25 protein-coding genes are annotated in these 21159 nt (G+C 74.0%); 19 read left to right on the top strand and 6 right to left on the bottom strand.

Annotated elements, in window-relative coordinates:
* Positions 1-164 precede the first annotated feature (164 nt).
* Positions 165-1187 carry a medium chain dehydrogenase/reductase family protein gene (locus tag ACFVVU_RS32065; RefSeq protein WP_387793663.1) on the top strand — a complete coding sequence of 341 codons (1023 nt, stop codon included), beginning with the start codon at positions 165-167 and terminating at the stop codon, positions 1185-1187.
* 208 nt (positions 1188-1395) lie between these two features.
* On the top strand, positions 1396-1665 hold the full coding sequence (locus ACFVVU_RS32060) for a hypothetical protein (protein ID WP_380687942.1): 270 nt from the start codon (positions 1396-1398) through the stop codon (positions 1663-1665).
* 22 nt (positions 1666-1687) lie between these two features.
* On the opposite strand, the gene ACFVVU_RS32055 is transcribed toward ACFVVU_RS32060, so the two are convergent.
* On the bottom strand, positions 1688-2344 hold the full coding sequence (locus ACFVVU_RS32055) for a response regulator (protein ID WP_380687940.1): 657 nt from the start codon (positions 2342-2344) through the stop codon (positions 1688-1690).
* A 122-nt stretch (positions 2345-2466) separates the two neighbouring features.
* On the bottom strand, positions 2467-3375 hold the full coding sequence (locus ACFVVU_RS32050; protein ID WP_387793662.1) for a sensor histidine kinase: 909 nt from the start codon (positions 3373-3375) through the stop codon (positions 2467-2469).
* A gap of 361 nt (positions 3376-3736) precedes the next feature.
* On the opposite strand from ACFVVU_RS32050, the gene ACFVVU_RS32045 reads away from it, so the two are divergent.
* From ACFVVU_RS32045 to ACFVVU_RS32030, 4 genes are all read left to right on the top strand, one after another.
* On the top strand, positions 3737-4723 hold the full coding sequence (locus ACFVVU_RS32045; protein ID WP_380687934.1) for a thiamine pyrophosphate-dependent dehydrogenase E1 component subunit alpha: 987 nt from the start codon (positions 3737-3739) through the stop codon (positions 4721-4723).
* Between the two features lie 22 nt (positions 4724-4745).
* A complete protein-coding gene (locus tag ACFVVU_RS32040; RefSeq protein ID WP_380687931.1) occupies positions 4746-5723 on the top strand; it encodes an alpha-ketoacid dehydrogenase subunit beta in 978 nt (325 codons plus the stop codon).
* A 141-nt stretch (positions 5724-5864) separates the two neighbouring features.
* Positions 5865-6371 carry a quercetin 2,3-dioxygenase gene (locus ACFVVU_RS32035; RefSeq protein WP_380687929.1) on the top strand — a complete coding sequence of 169 codons (507 nt, stop codon included), beginning with the start codon at positions 5865-5867 and terminating at the stop codon, positions 6369-6371.
* A 167-nt stretch (positions 6372-6538) separates the two neighbouring features.
* Positions 6539-7174 carry a TetR/AcrR family transcriptional regulator gene (locus tag ACFVVU_RS32030; RefSeq protein WP_380687927.1) on the top strand — a complete coding sequence of 212 codons (636 nt, stop codon included), beginning with the start codon at positions 6539-6541 and terminating at the stop codon, positions 7172-7174.
* Between the two features lie 138 nt (positions 7175-7312).
* Here the strand turns inward: ACFVVU_RS32030 and ACFVVU_RS32025 are convergent, their stop codons facing one another.
* The 4 genes from ACFVVU_RS32025 to ACFVVU_RS32010 form a co-directional block, all read right to left on the bottom strand.
* Positions 7313-8185: an LLM class flavin-dependent oxidoreductase gene (locus tag ACFVVU_RS32025; protein WP_380684783.1), complete on the bottom strand. Its 873-nt coding sequence runs from the start codon at positions 8183-8185 to the stop codon at positions 7313-7315.
* A gap of 1 nt (position 8186) precedes the next feature.
* Positions 8187-8567, bottom strand: coding sequence for a SchA/CurD-like domain-containing protein (locus tag ACFVVU_RS32020; protein ID WP_355364991.1), 381 nt, complete (start codon positions 8565-8567; stop codon positions 8187-8189).
* 62 nt (positions 8568-8629) lie between these two features.
* A complete protein-coding gene (locus tag ACFVVU_RS32015; protein WP_380684784.1) occupies positions 8630-9544 on the bottom strand; it encodes an SDR family NAD(P)-dependent oxidoreductase in 915 nt (304 codons plus the stop codon).
* A 61-nt stretch (positions 9545-9605) separates the two neighbouring features.
* A complete protein-coding gene (locus ACFVVU_RS32010; protein WP_387793661.1) occupies positions 9606-10670 on the bottom strand; it encodes an amidohydrolase family protein in 1065 nt (354 codons plus the stop codon).
* Positions 10671-11078: 408 nt separating this feature from the next.
* Here ACFVVU_RS32010 and ACFVVU_RS32005 point away from each other — a divergent pair, with 408 nt between their 5' ends.
* The 13 genes from ACFVVU_RS32005 (at position 11079) to ACFVVU_RS31945 (ending at position 21123) form a co-directional block, all read left to right on the top strand.
* Entirely contained in the window at positions 11079-11543 is a 465-nt protein-coding gene (locus ACFVVU_RS32005; RefSeq protein ID WP_355364982.1) for a hypothetical protein, read from the top strand.
* An 84-nt stretch (positions 11544-11627) separates the two neighbouring features.
* Positions 11628-12083 carry an ester cyclase gene (locus ACFVVU_RS32000; RefSeq protein ID WP_380684786.1) on the top strand — a complete coding sequence of 152 codons (456 nt, stop codon included), beginning with the start codon at positions 11628-11630 and terminating at the stop codon, positions 12081-12083.
* A 155-nt stretch (positions 12084-12238) separates the two neighbouring features.
* Positions 12239-12571 (top strand): TcmI family type II polyketide cyclase, encoded by a 333-nt coding sequence (locus tag ACFVVU_RS31995; RefSeq protein WP_355364976.1) that lies wholly within the window; start codon positions 12239-12241, stop codon positions 12569-12571.
* 102 nt (positions 12572-12673) lie between these two features.
* Positions 12674-12943, top strand: coding sequence for an acyl carrier protein (locus tag ACFVVU_RS31990; RefSeq protein ID WP_380684787.1), 270 nt, complete (start codon positions 12674-12676; stop codon positions 12941-12943).
* Between the two features lie 2 nt (positions 12944-12945).
* Positions 12946-13452, top strand: coding sequence for an SRPBCC family protein (locus ACFVVU_RS31985; protein ID WP_380684788.1), 507 nt, complete (start codon positions 12946-12948; stop codon positions 13450-13452).
* Positions 13453-13457: 5 nt separating this feature from the next.
* Positions 13458-13886, top strand: coding sequence for a cupin domain-containing protein (locus ACFVVU_RS31980; protein ID WP_355364967.1), 429 nt, complete (start codon positions 13458-13460; stop codon positions 13884-13886).
* A complete protein-coding gene (locus ACFVVU_RS31975; RefSeq protein WP_380684789.1) occupies positions 13883-15169 on the top strand; it encodes a beta-ketoacyl-[acyl-carrier-protein] synthase family protein in 1287 nt (428 codons plus the stop codon). Before ACFVVU_RS31980 ends, ACFVVU_RS31975 begins: the two co-directional genes overlap by 4 nt.
* Positions 15166-16401, top strand: a complete 1236-nt coding sequence (locus tag ACFVVU_RS31970) for a beta-ketoacyl synthase N-terminal-like domain-containing protein (RefSeq protein WP_387793660.1) — start codon at positions 15166-15168, stop codon at positions 16399-16401. Before ACFVVU_RS31975 ends, ACFVVU_RS31970 begins: the two co-directional genes overlap by 4 nt.
* A 33-nt stretch (positions 16402-16434) precedes the next feature.
* Complete coding sequence (locus ACFVVU_RS31965; protein ID WP_355364958.1) at positions 16435-16800, top strand: antibiotic biosynthesis monooxygenase family protein; 366 nt, start codon at positions 16435-16437, stop codon at positions 16798-16800.
* Positions 16801-16804: 4 nt separating this feature from the next.
* Positions 16805-18232 (top strand): FAD-dependent oxidoreductase, encoded by a 1428-nt coding sequence (locus ACFVVU_RS31960; protein ID WP_380684791.1) that lies wholly within the window; start codon positions 16805-16807, stop codon positions 18230-18232.
* Between the two features lie 80 nt (positions 18233-18312).
* Positions 18313-18711 (top strand): nuclear transport factor 2 family protein, encoded by a 399-nt coding sequence (locus ACFVVU_RS31955; RefSeq protein WP_380684792.1) that lies wholly within the window; start codon positions 18313-18315, stop codon positions 18709-18711.
* Positions 18712-18745: 34 nt separating this feature from the next.
* A complete protein-coding gene (locus ACFVVU_RS31950; RefSeq protein WP_387793659.1) occupies positions 18746-19924 on the top strand; it encodes an RCC1 domain-containing protein in 1179 nt (392 codons plus the stop codon).
* 149 nt (positions 19925-20073) lie between these two features.
* Positions 20074-21123, top strand: a complete 1050-nt coding sequence (locus ACFVVU_RS31945) for an ArsR family transcriptional regulator (RefSeq protein WP_380690391.1) — start codon at positions 20074-20076, stop codon at positions 21121-21123.
* Positions 21124-21159: the final 36 nt, after the last annotated feature.

The following is a 21159-nucleotide window of genomic DNA, read 5'->3' as shown; positions in this document are numbered from 1 at the left end:
CTGTTGACGTCTCCTGAGGCGGGTGCTATGACATTCATTGTACACTCAGTCTATATAAAAATACGGGGGCAGGGAACGGTCCGGCACGGACCGTCTCCCGGACCCGCCCCCGCGGAGGACCGGCGCCACTCCCACCAACGACATCTCTCCACGCGGAGGCCACGATGAGGTATCGCCATGTGAGTGTGCCGAGGATCGGCGGAGCCGAGGTCCTGAGGCTGTCCAGTGACGAGCTCCCGGCACCGACCGTCGGTCAGGTCAGGGTCCGGGTGCTCGCCGCCGGCGTCTCCTACGGTGACATTCTGCTCCGTGCCGGCGTCATCCCCGGCGGGCCCAAGCGCCCCTTCACTCCCGGATACGACCTGGTGGGGGTGGTGGACCAGGTCGGACCGGGCACCCGGGCCCTCGAACCGGGCCGGCGGGTGGTCGCGCTGGTGCGCAGCGGCGGCTACGCGGAGTACGCGCTCGTCGCCGCCAACCGCCTGGTCCCGCTGCCCGACGGGGTCGACCCGGTCGAGGCCTCGGCGCTCGCCCTCAACTACTTCATCGCCCAGCAGATGCTGCACCGGGTGGCCGAGGTCCGGCCCGGCGGGACGGTGCTGGTGCACAGCGTGTCCGGTGGCGTCGGCACCGCCTTCCTGGAGCTGGCCGGGCTCGCCGGGGTCACCGTGTACGGCACCTGCTCCGCCGCCCGGGCCGAGCAGGTGCGCGCGCTCGGCGGGCGTCCGATCGACCGCGCCGAGGACTTCCTGCGGGTGGTGCGCGGACTGCCGGGCGGCGCGGTGGACGCGGTCTTCGACCCGGTCGGCGGCCGGCACTTCATGCGCTCGTACCAGGCGGTGCGGCGCGGCGGCGTGATGGTCGGCTTCGGCCAGAACGCCGCGCTGCGCGGGACCGACCGGCGGGACCTGCTGACCGGCGCCCAGGGGTTCCTGGGCGGCATCGTGCTGCCGAAGCTGATCCCGGACGGGAAGCGGACCCTGTTCTACAACGCCTGGAGCCTGGAGAAGTCCCACCCGGCCGCGTACCAGCAGGACCTCGCGACCGTGCTGGAGCTGCTGCAGAAGGGCCTGGTCAGCCCGCGGGTGGGCCGCACCATGCCGCTGGACGAGGCGGCGGACGCGCACCGCGCGATGGAGAGCGCGGCCGTCACCGGGAAGATCGTGCTGGTCCCGGCCACCGCCTAGCCGGTCGCGACCCGGCGCGCGCCACCGGCCAGGGGGCGCGCGCCGGCCGCCGCGCTTCCGTCCCCGGGGCAGGGCCCCGTGACCGGGGACGGGGCAGGAAAGGTTCCCAGCGTGTTGGGGATTCCCGACCCATGACGGTGGGACGGCCGGTCCGCAGGATGGCCGTAGCACCGCTTCCCCCCGCTGCCGTCCCGCCGGAGGCCCTCCGATGCGAACCGCCCTGCACCGTGCCCACCACCGTCTCCTGCTGCGCCGGTGGGCGCGGCGGACCGGCCGCTACCTGGCGGACGGGCTGATCTGGCTCGGACTGGCGATGGGGGCGCTCACCTCGCCCTCCGCCCTGCCGGGGGCGCGGAAGCCGGAGGACGTGCTGCCGCCGCCGGGGGTGCCCGAGTGGCATCCGGAACGGACCGGGTCGTCTCCCGCGCCGCTGACCAGGCGCGAGGAGGAGCTGTGGGCGCTCCTGCTGGAGCGCTGACCGGCGCCGCGGACCCGCCGGCTCAGTTGCCGAGGCCGGCGCGCCGGGCCCGGACGGCCGCCTCGGCACGGTCCGCGACCTGGAGCTTGCTGAAGATCCGGGAGAGGTAGTTGCGCACCGTCTTCATCGAGAGGCCGAACTCATTGGCGATGTAGGCGTTGTTGCGGCCGTCCGCGAGCATGGTGAGCACCGCCATCTCCCGGGGGGTGAGGTCGGGGAACGGCTCGCGCTCGGGGGCCGGCCGGCGGACCTGCGCCAGCAGGTGGGCGGCGGCCTCCGGCCCGAACAGCGCCCCGCCCTGGCTGACCGCGGTGATCGCCCGGCGGACGTCGTCCAGTCCGGCGCCCTTGACCAGGTAGCCGCGGGCGCCGGCCCGGACGGCCGCGACGATGGAGTCGTCGTTGTCGTCCGCGGTCAGCATCACCACCGCGACCCGGGGGTGGCGGGCGAGCAGGGTCCGGGTCGCCTCGATGCCGTCGGTGCCGGGCATGCCGATGTCCATCAGCACGACGTCGGGTGCGAGCCGCTCGACGGCGGAGAGCACGTCCGCCCCGCTGGACGCTTCGCCGACCACCGTCAGGGAGTCGATCCGGTCCAGGAGTTGGCGTAAACCCGCCCGAAACAGCTCGTGATCGTCGACGACGAGGATACGGAGGTTTCGGGGCACGACCGGGTCCATGGGAGCTCCTTGGGGAGGGTGAGGGAACGCGTGGGACGCGCGGGAGGCCGGGGGCGGGCGCGGGTCGGTCGGGCACGGACTCCGCGACGGCCCCGGGGGCGGGGAGGGAGGCCGGGAGCGGGTCAGTCGAGCAGGGTGGCGCCGTCGACCAGTGCCGATTGCGGCAGTCGGATCCGGACCGCGGTGCCGTGCGGGGTCCGGGCCGAAACCGAGAAAACACCGCCGAGTTCCTTGGTGCGGACGCACATCGACGGAAGGCCGATTCCGCGGTCGGCGTCCACGGAAATGCCGATCCCGTCGTCCTCGATCGACAGGTCGAGGCCGCTTCTGCCGACCGAGGCGGAGATCCGGCAGAGGGACGCCCGCGCGTGCCGGGCGACATTGGCGACGGCCTCGCCGGAGATTTTCTTCAATTCGGTCTGGACGTCGGCCGGGAAATCGTCCAGGACGGTCGGCAGCTCCGTGACGAACCGCAGACTGCCGGCCCCGGCCTCCTCGAAGGCGCGGACCTGCCGGTCCAGGAACTGGCGCAGTGTTCCGGCGGACTCGACGGTCCGGGGCTCGGAGCGGTCGAGGTCCCGGATCACCTGGCGGACGTCGGCGATGGCGGTGCTGACGTCCTCCCGGGCCTGGGCCAGCAGGGCCGGTGCCAGCTCGGCGTCGCCGTTCAGGTTGAGGCCGGCCAGTTCCATCCGCATGTGCAGGGCGGCCAGCCGGGGAGCCAGTGAGTCGTGCAACTCCCGCCGGAGTCGGCGGCGTTCGTCGAGCCGGGCGGCGGCGTCCGGACAGCCGGACTCCGCATCGGCGGCCGCGAGCGCGGCCGTGGCGGAAGCCGGGCGGCGTGGCTGGGCAGGCGGCAGGCCGGCCGCGCCGAGGCCGGTGACGAGTCCGAGCAGGGTGCTCACCAGCCGGCCGATCCGGTCGGAGGTGTTCCGTTCGCCGCGTGTGATGAGTGCTGCCGCGTCACCCATGGCCAGGTTGGTCGGTCTTCGGTCGTCCCTGCCGGAGGGTTTGAGTATCTGGTCCAGCATGGTTCCTGAGATCCCCCCGTCGCTCGCGTTTGACCCACTGTGCACGGGCGTTTCCTGGCGCGGGGAAATGGAATTTCTCGGGCATGTCCGAAAATCGGCACGGCGGACCCTTCGCTATCGGTCCGTCGTACGTTTCAATGCCGTGATCCCAATCCACCCGGGACAAGACCTTAGGCGCGCCATTGCGCGGGGCGCAAGGGTGGGCGAGTCGGGCGGGGGAGGGGGCGGTGACGGATTCGGACACTTGGTTGCACCCATGTGAGTGAGCACTTACCCTCATGGAGTCGGGCCACAGCACGACCGGCGAACGAGGCGCGCGGCGCCCCGCCGGCGTCCCCCGGAGAGCCGAGGAGGCGACCCCATGGGCACATCCCGCACCACCGATCTGACGCTCGATCAGATCGCCGAGATCTACCGGACGATGAGTGTGATCCGGGCCTTCGAGGACCGCCTGCACGGCCTGGCGAAGAGCCTCCCCGGCGCGGTCCACCTCTACAGCGGGCAGGAGGCCGTCGCCGCCGGCGTGTGCGCGGCCCTCGCCCCCGACGACTACCTCGCCAGCACCCACCGCGGCCACGGCCACGCCATCGCCAAGGGCTGCGACGTCGAGGCGATGATGAAGGAGCTGCACGGCCGGCCCGACGGGATCTGCGGCGGCAAGGGCGGCTCGATGCACATCGCGGACTTCGACCGCGGCATGCTCGGCGCCAACGGCCTGGCCGGCGGCGGCGTCCCGCTCGCCTGCGGCGCGGCGCTGACGGCACGCCAGCAGGGCACCGGGCAGGTCGCGGTGGCCTTCACCGGCGACGGCGGCGCCAACCAGGGGGCCGTGCTGGAGAGCCTGGTGCTCGCCCGGATGCTCGACCTGCCGGTGATCTTCGCCGTCGAGAACAACGGCTACGCCCAGGCGACCCCCGCCGACCGGCACTTCTCCGGCACCGACATGGCCCAGCGCGCGGCCGGCTTCGGGATCCCCGGCGAGGTGGTCGACGGCTACGACGTGCTCGCCGTGCACGCCGCCACCACCGAGGCCGTGCGCCGCGCCCGGGCCGGCGAGGGCCCGACCGTGCTGGAGTTCCGGGCCGAGCGCTTCCACGGCCACATGGAGCTGTGGGACGACCAGTCCTACCGCCCGGGCGCCGACCCGGAGCGGCTGCGCACCGAGTCCGACCCGCTGCTGCTGCTCCGCTCGCGGATCGCCGACGGCACCGTGGCCGGACCCGCCGCCTTCGAGCTCGATCGGCTCGACCGGGACGCCACCGCGCTCGTCGAGGCCGCCGTCGTGGCCGCCGCCGAGCCCTTCACGGCCGACCCGCGCAGCCTGCTCGACCACGTCTACACCCGCTGACCGCACCGGAGGAGGGATCCACGTGCGCACCATCACGTACCAGCAGGCGATCGGCGAGGCGCTGACCCAGCAGATGCGCTTCGACCGCTCGGTGGTCCTCATGGGCGAGGACAGCACCAACGCCTGGGGCCCGACCAAGGGCCTGCACCTCGAATTCCCGGACCGCGTGCTCGACATGCCGATCACCGAGGCCGCCTTCGTCGGCGCCGCGGTCGGCGCCGCCGCGACCGGCCTGCGCCCGGTGGTCGACCTGCTCTTCGTCGACTTCGCCACCGTCTGCTTCGACCAGATCGCCAACCAGGCGGCCAAGTTGCGCTACATGGCCGGCGGCCGGATCTCGGTCCCGCTGGTGCTGCGCGCGATGTGGGGCACCGGCCTGCGTCGCGGCGCCCAGCACTCGCAGGCGCTGCACCCGCTCTTCGTGCACCTGCCCGGCCTCAAGGTGGTCGCGCCGTCCAACCCGTACGACGCCAAGGGGCTGATGGCGCAGGCGCTGGTGGACGACGACCCGGTGCTGTTCCTGGAGCACAAGATGCTCTACTTCGTGCCCGGCGGCGTCCCCGAGGAGCCCTACGCGATCCCGTTCGGCTCGGCCAAGGTGGTCCGGCCGGGGACGGACTGCACGGTGGTCGCGATCGGCCGGATGGTCTCGGTCGCGCTCGCCGCCGCCGAGCAGCTCGCCGCCGAGGGCGTGCAGATCGAGGTGATCGACCCGCGGACGCTGTCCCCGCTGGACACCTCGACCATCTACGGCAGCGTGGAGCGCACCGGGCGGCTGGTCGTGGTCGACGAGGCCCACCCCCGCTGCAGCCTGGCCACCGACATCGCCGCGCAGGTCGCGCAGGACCGCTTCTCCGCGCTGCGCGGGCCGATCAGGATGGTCACCGGGCCGCACGCGCCGGTGCCGTTCAGCCCCGAGCTGGAGGACGCCTTCGCCCCCGGGCCGGACCAGGTGGCGGCCGCCGTGCGGGCCACCGGGTCGGTGCGGAGCGCGGCCTGAGCGCCGTACCGCCCCCGCACTGCCGCACTGCCGCAACGCCGTACCGCCGTACCGCCGTACCGCCGCAACGACGATCCATCAGTTTCCGTACCGCTGTGCTGCCGGGCCCGGGTCCGGGCCCGCCGACCGAGGAGGAACCGAGTGACGTCCCAACCGTTCGTGAAGCAGCCCGACGAGGGCCGCGCCATCTGGCACGTGGGCGCGCTGCTCAAGTTCAAGGCGACCGGCGCCGAGACCAACGGGCAGTTCTGGCTCGCCGAGCAGCTGTCCCCGGCGGGCTACGCCTCGCCGGTCCACCTGCACACCCGCGAGGACGAGTTCTTCATCGTCCAGGAGGGTGAGATGGTGCTGCGGATCGGCGACGACGAGCACAAGGTCGGTCCGGGCGCGACGGTCTTCGCGCCGCGCGGCATCGCCCACCAGTACCGGGTGGAGACCGAGGGGACCAGGTTCCTGGTGCTGGGCACCCCGGCCGGGTTCGAGGAGTGGTTCTTCCAGACCGGCGAGCCGGCCACCAGCCTGGAGCTGCCGCCGCCGCTGCAGGGCCCGCCGGACTTCGCCCGGCTGCTCGGCGCGCTGGAGCCGCTCGGCGTGCAGCTGGTCGGGCCGCCGCCCGGGCCGGGCGGGCCCGCCGGGCCGCCGCGCTGACCGGTGCCGCCGCTTCCTTCGCCGGCCCCGTCGCCCTTCGTGGGCGGTGGGGCCGGCGTACTGGTCGAAACCTGTGAGCGGGCACTCACCTGCACGCTATCCTTCGGGTACCCCTCCGCAGCCGCGGACCGGTTCGCAACCGGCCGCCCCGTTCCCTCGGAGCCTTCATGAGTATGCGCGAGCAGATCGTCGACGCCGCCGAGCGGGTGATCCGGGACCTCGGCCTGGCCCGCTGCACCACCAAGGAGATCGCCGAGGTGGCGGGCTGTTCCGAGGGCACCATCTACCGGCACTTCCGCAGCAAGGAGGACGTCTTCCTGGCCGTCCTCGCCGAGCGGCTGCCCGGCCTGCTGCCGGTGCTGCGGGCGCTGCCGGAGGAGGTCACCAGCGAGGGCGAGGTCCGGGCGGCCCTGCAGCAGGTGGCCGAGGAGGCGCTCGCCTTCTACCGGGAGTCGATGCCGATGCTGCTGTCTGTCTTCGCCGAACCCAAGCTGCTCGACCGCCACCGGGAGTGGATGCAGGCCAACAACGCGGGGCCGCACCGGGCCTCCGAGCTGCTGGCCGACTACCTGCGGCGGGCCCAGCGGGCCGATCTGGTCAGCCGGGACGCCGACCCGGTGGCGGCGGCCCAGCTCCTGCTCGGCGCCTGCTACCTGGCCGCCTACGGGGGCGTGTTCGCCAGCCCGGCCGGCGGTTCGGAGGCGCTGCGCGAGGCCGAGGCCTTCGTCCGCCAGCTCTGGCGTACGCTCGCCCCGGCCGACCGCCCCGCGGCGCCCGCGAAGGGCCGTGGCAAGTCCCGCTGAGGCGGTGAAGCGAAGACCGCCCGCCGCCCGTGAGCAGTACCGGGCGGCGGGCTCTTCGCCTTCCGGGGACGGCGGCGGCGGGAACGGCGGAGGGGCGGACGGCTGGATGCCGTCCGCCCCTGCCCGTCGTACCGCGGTTCAGCCCTGGAGCCCCAGGACCTGGGCCGCCGCCGTGACCTGGCCGAGGTCACCGGCGCACGGCATCAGCAGCAGCTCGTCGCAGCCCGCCTCGGCGTACTTGCCGACGATCCCGCGCAGCTTGCCGGGGTTGTCGGCCGCACCGCGCAGGATGTGGTCGACGAACGGCCCGGCGTCCCGGTAGTAGGACCGCAGATAGCCCTCGGTGTGCTTGCCGGCGTCCTCGCCGAGCGCGAAGTACGCCAGCGCCACCAGCCGCGGCGCCCCGGTCCGCCCCTCGGCGGCCCACTGCTCGCGCAGCGCCTGGGCGCCCTGGGCGAACATCACCGGTCCGGTGCCGCCGCCGATCCAGCCGTCGGCCAGCCGGGCCGCCCGCCGCAGCGCGGCCGGCGAGTGCCCGCCCAGGATCAGCTCCGGTCCGTCCGGCCGGACCGGGGCCGGACCGACCGCCGGCTCGCGGCCGGACTGCGCGTCGGCCCAGTGCCGGCGCAGCTGGGCCACCTGGGTGCCGGTCCGGGCGCCGCGGCCGGTCTTCTCGACCTGCCCGACCTCGAAGTCGTCCTGGCGCGAGCCGACCGCCAGGCCGAGGGTCAGCCGCCCGCCGGAGAGCCGGTCCACGGTGGCCGCCTGCTTGGCCAGCAGCGCGGTGTTGGCGCGCAGCGGCGAGATGAGGATGCTGGTCGCCAGACCGATCCGTTCGGTCACCGCGGCGGCCGCGGCCAGCGTGGTGAGCGGCTCCCAACTGGTGTGCACCAGGCGGTCGATGGTGCCGAGGGTGGAGAACCCGGCTTCCTCGGCGAGCCGGGCCCAGGCGACCACGTCGGCGCCGGCCGCGCCGGCCAGCGAGGTCGGCAGTCCGATTCCGACCTTCATCTCACTCACCCTCGATCGGCTGGTCGTGGCGGCGGGAGAGCACGTTCTCCATCGAGGCCAGCCGGAAGAAGGCCTGCGCGCCCTCCCGGCTGGTCATGTCGCGGGGAACGGCGAGGTGCTTCTCCAGCTCCCGCTCGAACTCGCGGACGGCGGGCTGCTGGCTCATGTGCGCGGCCACCAGCGGCAGCGGGCCCTCGATCTCGATCACCCGGACGGCCAGTTCCCGGCCCACGAAGGCCTGGGTGCCGAGGAGCTTGCCGACGACGGTGCCGTCGGGCGCCTTGACGTCGAAGTCCGGGCGGCCGCTCTTGCGGAAGAGGTCCTTGACGATGTCCTCGCTGCCCGGCAGCAGCGGGTAGTACAGCGCGTGCCACGTGCTCATGGATCGTCTCCTGACGGTTCGGGGCCGGGCTCGGCCCGTCGGTGGGTGGGAAGGCGCGGGGGTCACTGGCTGGCGGTGACGCCGCCGTCCACGTACAGCACCTGGCCGGTGACGAAGCCGGCCCGCGGCGAGGCGAGGAAGGTGACGGCGTCCGCCACCTCGTGCAGTTCGGCGGTGCGGCCGAGCGGGATCCGGCCGAGCACCATCCGCATGAACTCCGGGTTGCCGGCGTTCTCCTGGACGAAGTCGGTGCGCACGAAGCCGGGGGCGACGGCGTTCACCGCGATCCCGTGCCGACCCCATTCGGCGGCCAGTTGCTTGACCAGCAGGTCCAGGCCGGCCTTGCTGGCGCCGTAGGCGCTGAAGCCGCGCCGGGCGCCGAACTTGCCGCGCACCGAGGAGAGGTGGACGATCCGGCCGCCGCCGGCCGCGATCATCGCCCGGCCGACCGACTGGGAGAGCCAGAAGGCGCCCAGCAGGTTGGTGTCGACGATGGTGCGCCAGTCCTCCTCGGAGATGGTCTCGGCGCCGACGGTGACCAGCGCGCTGGCGCAGTTCACCAGGACGTCGACGCCGCCCCAGTCGGCCGTCACCGCGTCCACCAGCCGGTCGACGTCGGCGCGGTCGGCGACGTCCACGGCGTGCGGGGCGACCGTGCCGCCGCGGGCGGCCAGCGGGTTCAGCCGTTCGGCGGCCTCCTCGGCCTTCTTCAGCGAGCGGCCGGCGACGGCGACCTTGGCGCCCCGGGCGGCGAGGTCCGCCGCCACGGCCGCGCCGATGCTGCCGTAGCCGCCGACCAGCAGGACCCGGCAGCCGAGGAACTCCCGTTCGGCGGGGACGCGTTCGGGCGCGGGCCGGGGCGGTGCGGCGGCGCCGGGCGGGCCGCCGATCCCCGGGGGCGGGCCGCCGACGCCCGGGGGTGGTCCGCCGAAGCCCTGGGGCGGGCCGGGCGGTTGGGTCGGTGCGGCTGCCGTCATGGCAGCACCTCCCTGTCGCGTGTCGGTGAATGCGGATGCTCTGACGGAGCGTCAGACGTGCTCAGGCCGCGGCGGTCGAGCCCGGCAGGCCGAACAGCTCGGCGGCGTTGTCGTGCCGGACCCGCGCGACGGTGGCGGCGTCCAGGCCGAGGCCGCCCAGCCGGGCCAGCGAGGCGTCCAGCGGCGCGCTCATCGGCGGGGAGTCGGTGCCGAACATGACGTTGCCGGCCCCGAAGGCGTCGACGGCGGCGGCCACGGCCCGCAGGCTCGGGGTCGCGGTGTCGACGTACACCCGGCGCAGCGCCTCGGCGAGCGGCGGTACGGCGGGTCCGCCCGGCCCGGCCGTCCCAGGTCCGCCGGGACCGCCGGGGCCACCCGCTCCGGGCCCGCCGACCCCCGGCGGCGGCCCGCCGGGAGCGCCGCCCGGGCCGCCCCCGGGAGCGCCGCCCGGCCGTCCGAAGGTGACCGGCATCCGCCGGGCCAGCTCCAGCCGCTCCAGCAGCAGCGGCAGCCCGCCGCCGCAGACCGGGGCGACGATCCGCAGCTCCGGGTACTTCTCCAGCCAGCCGGCGAACAGCACCGCCGCCGTCCCGAGCGTGACGTCGCACGGCCGGGCGATCTGCTCGACCAGTCGCAGGTCGTCCAGTTCCCCGGCCCCGGCCGGTTCGGCCGGCGGGTGCAGCATCACCGGGGTGCGGTGCTGGGCGGCCATCGCGAAGAAGGCGTCGGCCTGCGGGGTGTCCAGGAACCGTCCGGCGACGGAGGAGTTGACCATCAGCCCGACGAATTCGTCCTGCTCCAACCGCTTGGCGGCGGCGGCGAGTTCGGCGTCGGAGCCGAGCGGGTTGGTGTAGACGTAGCCGCGCAGCGCGGTGGGCCGGGCGCGGACCTGCTCGCCGAGCCAGTCGTGGAAGCGTTCGAGGGTGTCCAGTGGCTGGCGGTAGTTGTCCAGGCCGGGCGTGCGCACCATGGTGCCCGCGCCGACGGGACTGCCGACCAGGGACGTGGTGATCCCGGCCGCCGCCTTGAGCTCGACCATGCCGTCGACGTCGGCGAGGCTCGGCGGCATGGGGAAGCGGCGGAAGAGTTCGGGCGACGTGATGTGGCCGTGCACATCGATCGTCATCGGCTCGGCACCTCCTGGGACGGCCGCCGGCCGGTCGGCGCGGCGGGGGTGGTCACGGGCCCCGGGCACTCAGTGAGTGAGTGCCCGCTCGCACCGTAGGGTGCGGTCGGTGGGTGCGTCAACACGGCCCGGCGGTCGGCAGGTTGGTGCAACGAACGGACTGGGCGAACCGCCCGGGACGGCCGGGATTCGGTCCGTGGGCGGCCGGGCGACGTCCCAGCCCGGTGGAGACGGATGCCTCCTGACACTGGGACCGCCCGGCGGCAAGGATGAGGCGGCGGGGCGCCCCGGGGGCCGAGATGCCCCGGTCCCCGGGGTCCCGCTCTCTCGAAGTGGGCGACCCCGCCCCGGTCCGCCGCACCGTCGCGGCGGACGTCCCGCGATCCCCGATCGATTCGAGGAATCGATATGAAGGACATGAAGGACAACACGGACACCTGGCTGGTGACGTCGTCCAGCGTCCAGCTCGGCACCTTGTGGATCATGAAGACCTCGATCCTGCCGATGCTGAACTCGCTTCCCTACGACCGGTACGTCAACACCTGCCAGCTCATCGACATGCACGTGTTCCACCCGATCGCCTTCTGGAACGGCCTCGCCACCGCCGCCGTCGGCGCGACCAAGGCGGTCCGTTCGGAGAACAAGGTGGCCAAGGTGCTGTACGCGGCCGGCACCGTCGGCATGGCGACCGTCGCGGTCGCCTCCGAGGGCGTCAACCGCCCGATCTGGCGCCAGATCGAGCGCTGGAGCCCGTACCGCGACAGCGACGCCGCGTGGCGCGGCAAGCGCCGCCGCTGGCACCTGGCGCACGAGACCCGGACCATGGGCGCGATCGGCGCCGCGGCCTGCTTCGTGCTCGCCTCGCTGCTCTGACCCGAGCCCCCAACCGCTCCTTCCTTCCCCGGACCCGCCCCCGGCCGTGTGCCGGCCGGGCCGTCCGCCGAGCAAAGGACTGTCATGACCTCGTCCAACGAGAGTGCGGTGGAGGCCAACAAGGCCCTCATCCGCGACCTGACCGAGCGGGCGTTCAACGACGGCGACCTCGCCGCCATCGGCGACCGCTTCGCCGAGGACTACGTGGTGCACGCCCCCGGCCTGCCCCCGATGCCGCCCGGCCCGGACTCCTTCCGCCAGGCCGTGCTGCTGTGGCGCAACGCCTTCCCGGACGTCCACGTGACCGTCGAGGACGTGGCCGGCGACGGTGACCGCGTCTACGCCCGGTTCACCACCCGCGGCACCCACCAGGGGCAGCTGTTCGACATCCCGCCCACCGGCAAGCCGGTCACCGTGCACGAGATGTCGTGCCACCGGGTCGTCGACGGCCGGGTCGTCGAGTCCTGGATCGGCGACAACGTGCCCCGGATCCTGCTCGACATCGGCGCCATCCAGCCGGTCGGCCGCCCGCAGCACTGAGCGGCCCGCAGCACTGAGCGGCCCGCAGCACTGAGCGGCCCGCAGCACTGAGCGGCCCGCAGCACTGAGCCGCCCGCAGCACTGAGCGGCCCGAGGCCGCACGGTCCCGCGGCCCGGCAGCCCCAACCACCCGAACCAGCCCGAGGGGAGTCCGCATGCACCGCACCCTGATCATCGCCCGGATGGTGCCCGGAGCGGAGGGCGACGTCGCCCGCGTCTTCGGCGAGTCGGACGAGACCGAACTGCCCCGGCTCGCCGGCGTCACCCACCGCTCGCTGTACCTGCTCGGCGACGCCTACGTCCACCTGCTGGAGACCGACGACCCCGGACCGGAGGCGGTCGAGGCCGCCCGCCGGCACCCGGAGTTCGGCCGGGTCAGCGAACGGCTCACCCCGTTCATCTCCCCCTACCTGCCCACCTGGCGTTCGCCGCAGGACGCGGTCGCCCGGTGCTTCTACACCTGGGAGCCCGGCAACGGCGGTCGCTGAGCCCGCCCTCCGCAGGCGGCGCCGGCCGACCCGGGGCCCGTTCACCCCGGCCGGCCGTGCGGCCCAGGAGCAGTCCCTACACCGGAGAAAAGAGGCAGCACCATGACCGACCACCAGGCCGGCGGGACGACGGTCGTCGTCACCGCGGAGGAGATCGAGAACGTCCTCATCACCAGCGCCGGCGCGGCGCCGGACGTCTTCGAGGGCTCCCGGCACGTCCCCCTGGAGGAGCTCGGCCTCGACTCGCTCGCCGTTCTGGAGCTGGAGGCGGTGATCGCCGACCGCTACGGCCTGAAGGTCCCGGACGGCGCCGTCGCCCTCAGCGTCGACCAGATCGTCGCCGAGCTTCAGACCGCCGGGGCGGTGGGCTGAGGATGGCCGGGCACACCGAGAACGGCATCGTCATCCAGGCCCCGCTCAAGCTCGTCTGGGACGTCACCAACGACGTCGCCGGCTGGCCGGAGCTGTTCACCGAGTACGCGTCCGCCGAGATCGTCGAGCGGCGCGGCGAGACCGTCCGCTTCCGGCTCACCATGCACCCGGACGAGGAGGGCCGGATCTGGAGCTGGGTCAGCGACCGCACCGTCAACGTCGCCGACCGCACCGTCCACGCCCACCGGGTGGAGACCGGCCCGTTCGCCTACATGCAGATCCACTGGCGCTACGAGGAGCTGCCCGGCGGCGGCACCCGGATGACCTGGATCCAGGACTTCGCGATGAAGCCCACCGCCCCGGTCGACGACCAGGGCATGACCGACCGGCTGAACACCAACTCGCCCGTCCAGCTGGAGGTCATCAAGGCCAAGGTCGAGGCCCTCGCGGCCGACCCGAACACGGCCGACCCGAACGCCGTAGCCCCGAACACCGCCGAGAAGGAGTGAGCGCCGTGGCCGCCAGGAACATCCGCATCATCGCCGCCGACGACGTCCCCGCCAACCGCAAGCGCGGCGGCGAGACCCGCGCGGTGCTCTCGCCCGGCACCGTCGGCTCGACCTCCGGCTTCATGGGGATCGCCCGGCTCCAGCCGGGGGAGCGGATCAGCGAGCACTACCACCCGTACAGCGAGGAGTTCCTGCTCCTCATCCGCGGCGAGCTGACCCTCGACCTCGACGACAAGCCCTTCGAGCTGTTCGCCGGCCAGGGCCTGGTCATCCCCAAGGACGTCCGGCACCGGCTGCGCAACACCGGCTCCGAGGAGGCCTTCGCGGTCTTCCACCTCGGCCCGCTGGCACCGTCCCCCGAGCTCGGCCACGTCGACACCGAGGACGGCCCGGGGACCACGGCGGACGCCCACATAGTGCTGGGGGAGCGATGACCGCCTTCCCCACCACGGGTGCCCGCCGGGTGGTGGTCACCGGGATCGGTGTGGTGGCGCCCGGCGGCACCACCCGGGAGACCTTCTGGGACCTCATCACCTCGGGCCGCACCGCGACCCGCCGGATCTCCGCGTTCGACGCCTCGGCGTTCCGCTCGCAGATCGCCGCCGAGGCCGACTTCGACGGCGCCGCCGCCGGACTGACCCCGCTGGAGCTGCGCCGCGCCGACCGCTACGTGCAGTTCGCGCTCGCCGCCTCCCAGGAGGCGGTGCTGGACGCCGGCCTGGAGCTCGACGAGCGCACCCGGGAGGCCACCGGCGTGGTGCTCGGCTCGGCGGTCGGCGGCACCATCGTCCTGGAGGACGAGTTCGTCGTCGCCAGCGACTCCGGCCGCAAGTGGCTGGTGGACCCGGACGTCACCAGCCCGTTCCTCTACCAGGGCCTGATCCCCAGCAGCCTGGCCGCCGACGTGGCGGTGCGGCACGGGGCGCACGGCCCGGCGGTGGTCGTCTCCACCGGCTGCACCTCCGGCATCGACGCCATCGGCCACGCCTACCAGCTGCTGCTGGACGGCGAGGCCGAGGTGATGATCACCGGGGCCTCGGACTCGCCGATCTCCCCGGTCACCGTCGCCTCCTTCGACGCCATCCGGGCCACCACCCCGGACAACGACGACCCGGAGCACGCCTCCCGGCCGTTCGACCGGGACCGGCACGGCTTCGTGCTCGGCGAGGGCTGCGCGGTGCTCGTCCTGGAGGAGCTGGAGCACGCCCGCCGGCGCGGCGCCCGGATCTACTGCGAGGTGGTCGGCTACGCCAACCGCGGCAACGCCTTCCACATGACCGGTCTGCGCCCGGACGGCCTGGAGATGTCCGAGGCCATCAACGACACCCTGCGCCAGGCCCGCTTCAACCCCGAGGACGTCCGCTACATCAGCGCCCACGGCTCCGGGACCCGCCAGAACGACCGGCACGAGACCGGCGCCTTCAAGCGCTCGCTCGGCCACGCCGCCTATGGGGTGCCGATCAGCTCGATCAAGTCGATGGTCGGCCACTCGCTGGGCGCGATCGGCGCGATCGAGATGGCCGCCTGCGCGCTGGCCGTCGAGCGCGGGGTCGTCCCGCCGACCGCCAACTGGCAGAACCGCGACCCGGAGTGCGACCTCGACTACACCCCCAACACCGCCCGCGAGGTGCGGGTGGACGCGGCGCTCTCGGTCGGGAGCGGCTTCGGCGGCTTCCAGTCCGCGATGCTCTTCGCCAAGCTGGGGAGGGGCCGATGAGCACCCGACGCGCGGTCATCACCGGCATCGGCGTGGTCGCGCCGAGCGGCATCGGCAGCGAGGCGCACTGGAAGACGGTCTGCGGCGGCGAGAGCCGGATCGGACCGATCACGCTCTTCGACGCCGGCCCGTACGAGACCACGCTGGCCGGCGAGGTCCCGGACTTCGACGTCAACCGCTACGTCGAGCGCCGGCTCCAGGTGCAGACCGACCGGTGGACCCACCTCGCCTACGCGGCGGCCGAACTGGCCCTCGGCGAGGCCGAGCTGGACCCGTCCACGGTCGAGCCCTACAAGCTCTCGGTGGCCCTGGCCAGCTCCTCCGGCGGCAACCAGTTCGGCCAGCGCGAGCTCCAGCGGCTCTGGCAGCCGGACACCTCGCGGACCGTCGGCGCCTACCAGTCCATCGCCTGGTTCTACGCCGCGACCGTCGGGCAGCTGGCCATCCGGCACCAGGCCAAGGGCCCGTCCAGCGTGCTCGTCTCGGAGGGCGCCGGCGGCCTGGACTCGCTGGCGCACGCCGCCCGGCTGATCCGCCGGGGCGCCGACGTGGTGCTCGCCGGCGGCACCGAGGCACCGCTCGGCCCGTACGCGCTCGCCTGCCAGCAGCGCAGCGGCCGGCTGTACACCGGCACCGACCCGGCCGCCGCCTACCTGCCGTTCGACGAGCGGGCCGGCGGTTACGTGCCCGGCGAGGGCGGCGCGGTGTTCATCGTCGAGGACCTGGAGCACGCGCTCGCCCGCGGCGCCAGGATCCGCGCCGAGATCGCCGGCTGGGCCGCCACCCAGGACGCCGTCGCCGCCACCCGGACCGCCACCGGCTCGGTCCGCCAGTACGCCCGCGCGCTCGGCACCGCGGTCGAACGGGCCGGCCTCACCCCCGGGGACGTCGACGTCGCCTTCCCCGACGCGGTGGGCGTGCCCGGCTACGACCGCACCGAGGCGGAGGCGCTGCGCGCGGTGTTCGGCCCGGCCGGCCCGGCCGCCGTCACCACCCAGAAGCCGCTCACCGGCCGGCTCTACCAGGGCGGCAGCGCCCTGGATGCCGCCACCGCCGTGCTCGCCATGGACTACGGCCTGATCCCGCCCTCGGCGGGCCCGGCCCGCCCGGCGGACGGCTGCGACCTGCCCTTCGTCCGCGAGGAGCAGGCCACCGAGGTGCGCACCGCGCTGATCGGCGCCCGCGGCTTCGACGGCTTCAACAGCGCCGTCCTGCTGCGCGCCCACGGCTGACCCGACCACCCACCGACCCGGAAGGAGACCGCCATGCCGGTCGTCGAGGGCGCGGCACAGGGCCGCGTGCTCTTCCTCATCACCGTCAAGGAGGAGCGCCGGGAGGACTTCCTCGCGGCGTACGAGCAGATCCGTCACCTGGTCGCCGAGGGCGTCCCCGGGCACCTGCGCGACCAGGTCTGCCAGTCCTCCACCGACCCGGAGCAGTGGCTGATCACCAGTGAGTGGCGCTCGCTGGAGGACTTCGTCGCCTGGGAGCGGACCGAGGAGCACCGGGACCTGGTGCGCCCGATGCGCGAGTGCTTCAGCGAGGCCAGGTCCATCCGTTTCCACATCAAGGCCGAGACCTCGCGGGACACCCCGCGGGCGGGCCTTTCCACTGCTACCACCGCGGGGTGAGGTCATGACACGGACAGTGATCATCGGCGGCAGCGTCGCCGGCCTGGTGGCCGCGCTGGCGTTCGCCGACCTGGGGCACGACATCACGGTGCTGGAGCGGGACGGCAACGAGGCGCCGGACACCGTCGACGACGCGCACGGCGACTGGCAGCGGCCGACCGTGCCGCAGCTGCACCACTCGCACGCGTTCGGCTCGCTCGGCACCAACCTGCTGCGCGACCGGCTGCCGTCCGTCTACCAGGCGCTGGTCGGGGCCGGCGCCCGGGAGATCGAGCTGGGCAAGGCCATGCCGCCGACCCTGGCCGACAAGACGCCGCACCCGGCCGACGCCGAGCTGCGCATGCTCGGCAGCCGGCGCACCACCTTCGAGCTGATCCTGCGGCAGGAGGCGCTGCGCAAGCCCGGCATCTCCTTCCGCCGGGGCGAGACGGTGCGCGGCCTGACCGTCGCCGACCGCGGCCCGGCCCGGGTGACCGGCGTGGTCACCAAGGACGGCCGCACCGTCGAGGCCGACCTGGTGATCGACGCCAGCGGCCGCCGCTCGCAGGGCCACGAGTGGCTGCGCGAGCACGGCCTGGCCGAGCCCGAACTGGTCGCGCACAGCGCCGACATCACCTACTACACCCGCTACTACCGGGCGCTCGGCCCGCGCCCGGTGGGCCCGCTCAACCGCGGCTTCGGCGCCGGCGGGCTCTGGGACCACTACACCGGCGTGATGTTCCTCGGCGACAACAACACCTTCGCCATCTCCTTCGGCATCCTGCCGGACGACGCCGAGCTGAAGCAGATGCGCGCCGAGGACGTCTTCACCGCGGTGGTCCGGGCCACCCCGCTGCTCGCCCCCTGGGTGTCGCCGGAGGCCTCGGTGCCGATCTCGCCGGTGCACGCGATGGGCGGCCTGGACAACTCGCTGAAGCTGTACGGCCAGGACGCGCAGCCGGTGCCCGGCTTCCTGCCGGTCGCCGACGCGGTCTGCACCACCAACCCCTCGTTCGGCCGCGGCGTCTCGCTCGCCATCGCGCACGTGCTCGGGCTGGCCGACCTGGTGCGCGAGCACCCGGAGCCGGACGCCGAGCAGGCCGCGCTGGCGGCCGGTCTGGCCGGGCGGACCTTCCGCCCGTGGTTCGAGGACGCCGTCCGCAACGACGCGGGCCGCGCCCGGCTCTGGCGGGCCACCGTGGCCGGCCAGCAGCTGCCGCCGCTGCCGCCGGACGTGCTCACCTTCGGGACGGTCGCCGAGGCGGCCGCCACCGACGAGGTGGTCTGGCGCCGGCTGGTCCGCACCATGATGTCGCTCGACAACCCGGCCGGCCTGTACGAGGACGAGGAGATCCGGCTGCGGGTCAAGCAGGCGGTCGCGGGCTCGCCGCCGCCGTTCCCCGCCCCGGACCGGGCCACCCTCGTCGACATCGTCCGCCGCGCCGCGGTCTGACGCCCCGTCGGGCGCCGGCTCCGCCGGACCCCTTTTCGGTACCGCCCAGCCCCGCACCGCACCAGCACAGGAGGAGAGTCATGAAGGTCGTCGACCACCCGAACGCCAAGCTCATGGAAGCGGTCTACGCCGCCTTCACCGTGGGCGACGTGCAGAAGGCGGCCAGCTACTGGACCAAGGACTGCGTGCACTACTACCCGGGCACCAGCGAGCTGTCCGGCGCGCACGAGGGCATCGAGTCCGCGCTGGCCTTCGCCGGCCGGATGTTCGAGATCTGCCAGGGCCGCATCCAGATGGAGATCCACGAGATCGGCGCCAGCGACTCGTTCGCCTTCGCCACCGTGTTCACCCGCTACGAGCGCGAGGGCAAGAGCCTGGAGATGCCCTTCATCAACGTGGCGCGCATCCAGGACGGCCTGATCGCCGAGTTCTGGACCTACCCCGAGGACCAGTACGCCGTCGACCAGTTCTGGGCCTGACCGCCCCCCGACGATCGAGAGAGGTCGCATCACCATGGCAGGCATCATCAGCAGTTGGGGTGACAACACCAACGGCCAGCTCGGCGACGGCGGGACCGTCAGCCGGACCACCGCACAGGAGATCAAGAGCCTGGAGGGCGTCGTCCGGGTGGCGGCCGGCAGTGGCCACGCGCTGGCGATCACCGCCGACGGCGAGCTCTGGGGCTTCGGCCGCAACGCCTTCGGCCAGCTCGGCGACGGCTCCACCGAGAACCAGGCGACCCCGGTGCGGACCGTCGGCCTGCCCGGCCGGGTCCGCACCGCCGGCGCCGGCGGCGGCCACAGCGCCGCCCTGCTGGAGGACGGCACCGTCTGGGCCTGGGGCGCCGGCTTCTTCTGCGCGCTCGGCGAGGCCAACTTCGGCGTGCAGCCCGTCCCGGTCCGGGTCGAGGGCCTGGAGGACGTCGTCGACCTGGCGGTCGGCGGCGCCCACAACCTGGCGCTCAAGGCCGACGGCACCGTCTGGTCCTGGGGCCGTGACGACCGCGGCCAGCTCGGCGACGGTCCGGGCTCGACCCGTGAGGGCCGGATCGTCCGCTCGTACATGACCGCCTCCTTCGACTGCCGGCCGCGCCCGGCCGTGATCGAGGGCCTGGAGCCGGTCGTCCGGATGAGCGCCGGCGGCGGCCACAGCCTGGTCGTGCACGCCGACGGCACCGCCTCGGTCTGGGGCTTCAACGACCGCGGCCAGCTCGGCGACGGCACCACCGTCGACCGTGCCGCCCCGCAGAAGCTCACCGGCCTGCACTCGGTCAGCCAGCTGGTCGGCGCCTACCACCACACGGTGGCGCTGCTGGCCGACGGCACCGTCTGGGCCTGGGGCCTCAACGACGGCGGCCAGCTCGGCGACGGCACCACCGAGGACCGCGCGGTGCCGGCCCCGGTGCCCGGCCTGACCGGCGTCAAGGCGATCGCCGCCGGCGGTGGCGGCACCGACGCGGCCCCCGGCAACGGCGGGCACGCGCTGGCGCTGCTGGCCGACGGTTCGGTGCAGGGCTGGGGCTGGAACAACTGGGGCCAGCTGGCCGCCGGGCAGGTCCAGATCGTCCCGACCCCGACCCGGATCGCGCTGGCCGGTCCGGCGGTGGGCGTCGCCGCCGGCGGCGAGATCCCGCCGACCAACAAGTTCATGGCCAACCCGGGCGGCGGCTTCGGCTTCGCCCTGCTGGGCTGAGACCCGGCCCCGTGCGAACGCCGGGCGGCCCCGGTCCGTCCAGGGCCGCCCGGCGCGGGCCCGTCCGGCCCGCCCACCCATGACCGCTGACCCTCGGGCCGGGGGCGCCGTCCGCCCCCGGCCCGGTCCCCGCAGGGAGGCCTCACCCCATGACCGCCGTTCCCCAGACCGCCCCTGCCTCGGCCGGCGCGGTGTTCCTCTCCGAACTGATGTTCCCGTCCACCCCGCGCTGCCTGGCCCTGGCCGCCGAGTTCAAGATCGCCGAGCTGCTCGCCGACGGCCCGCTGCCGGCCGCCGAACTCGCCGAGCGCGCCGGGGTGGCCGCCGGCCCGCTCGCCAAGGTGCTCGGGCTGCTGTCCGAGGACGGCGTCTTCGAGGAGACCGAGCCCGGTGTCTTCGCCAACACCGCGCTGTCCGAACTGCTCCGCCCCGGTGTGCCCGGTTCGATGGACGCGATGGCCCGGATGGTCGGCGCCGAGTGGCTCTGGTCCTCCTGGGGCGCACTGGACCACAGTCTGGAGACCGGCAAGCCCGGCTTCGAGAAGGTGCACGGCACCGCGCTCTGGCCCTGGCTGCAGCGCAACCCGGCCGCCGCCGCGACCTTCAACCAGGCGATGACCGACTTCACCGACGCGCTCGCCGACGCCCTGGTCTCCGCGTACCCCGACTTCGCCGAGGCCGGCGCGGTCTGCGACCTCGGCGGCGGGCAGGGCACCTACCTGGCCGCGATCCTGAACGCCTACGAGGCCGTCGGCCGCGGCGTGCTGGCCGACCTGCCGAGCGTGATCGAGCAGGCCCGCACCCAGCCGGACGTCGCCAAGCTGGCCGAGCAGGGCCGGCTGGAGTTCCAGCCGGTCGACTTCTTCGCCGGGGTCCCGGCCGGGATCGGCACGTACGTCACCAAGCAGGTCTGGCACTCCTGGCCGGACGAGGCGCTGGTGCGCCTGCTGCGCCGGTGCCGCGAGGCCTCGCCGGGCGCCCGCTTCGTCGCGGCCGAGCTGGTGCACCGCGAGGGCGTGCCGCGGTTCGTGAAGAACTTCGACCTGGTCATGCTGGTGACCATGAGCGGCGAGGTGCGGACCGAGGCGCAGTTCGCCGAGGTCTTCCGGCGCGGTGGCTACCGGCTGAACCGGGTCGTGTCGACCGGGACGGCCTTCTCGTTGCTGGAGGCCGTGCCGGACCCCGACCCGCTGGACTGACCCGGCGGAGCGGACGACGCAGGCCCGGCCCCCGGA

Origin of the sequence: Kitasatospora sp. NPDC057965 (assembly GCF_042887135.1) — a bacterium.
Lineage (GTDB): Bacteria > Actinomycetota > Actinomycetes > Streptomycetales > Streptomycetaceae > Kitasatospora.
The sequence above is the reverse complement of the archived record's forward strand: the minus strand, read 5'-3'. Positions and strand labels throughout refer to the sequence as shown.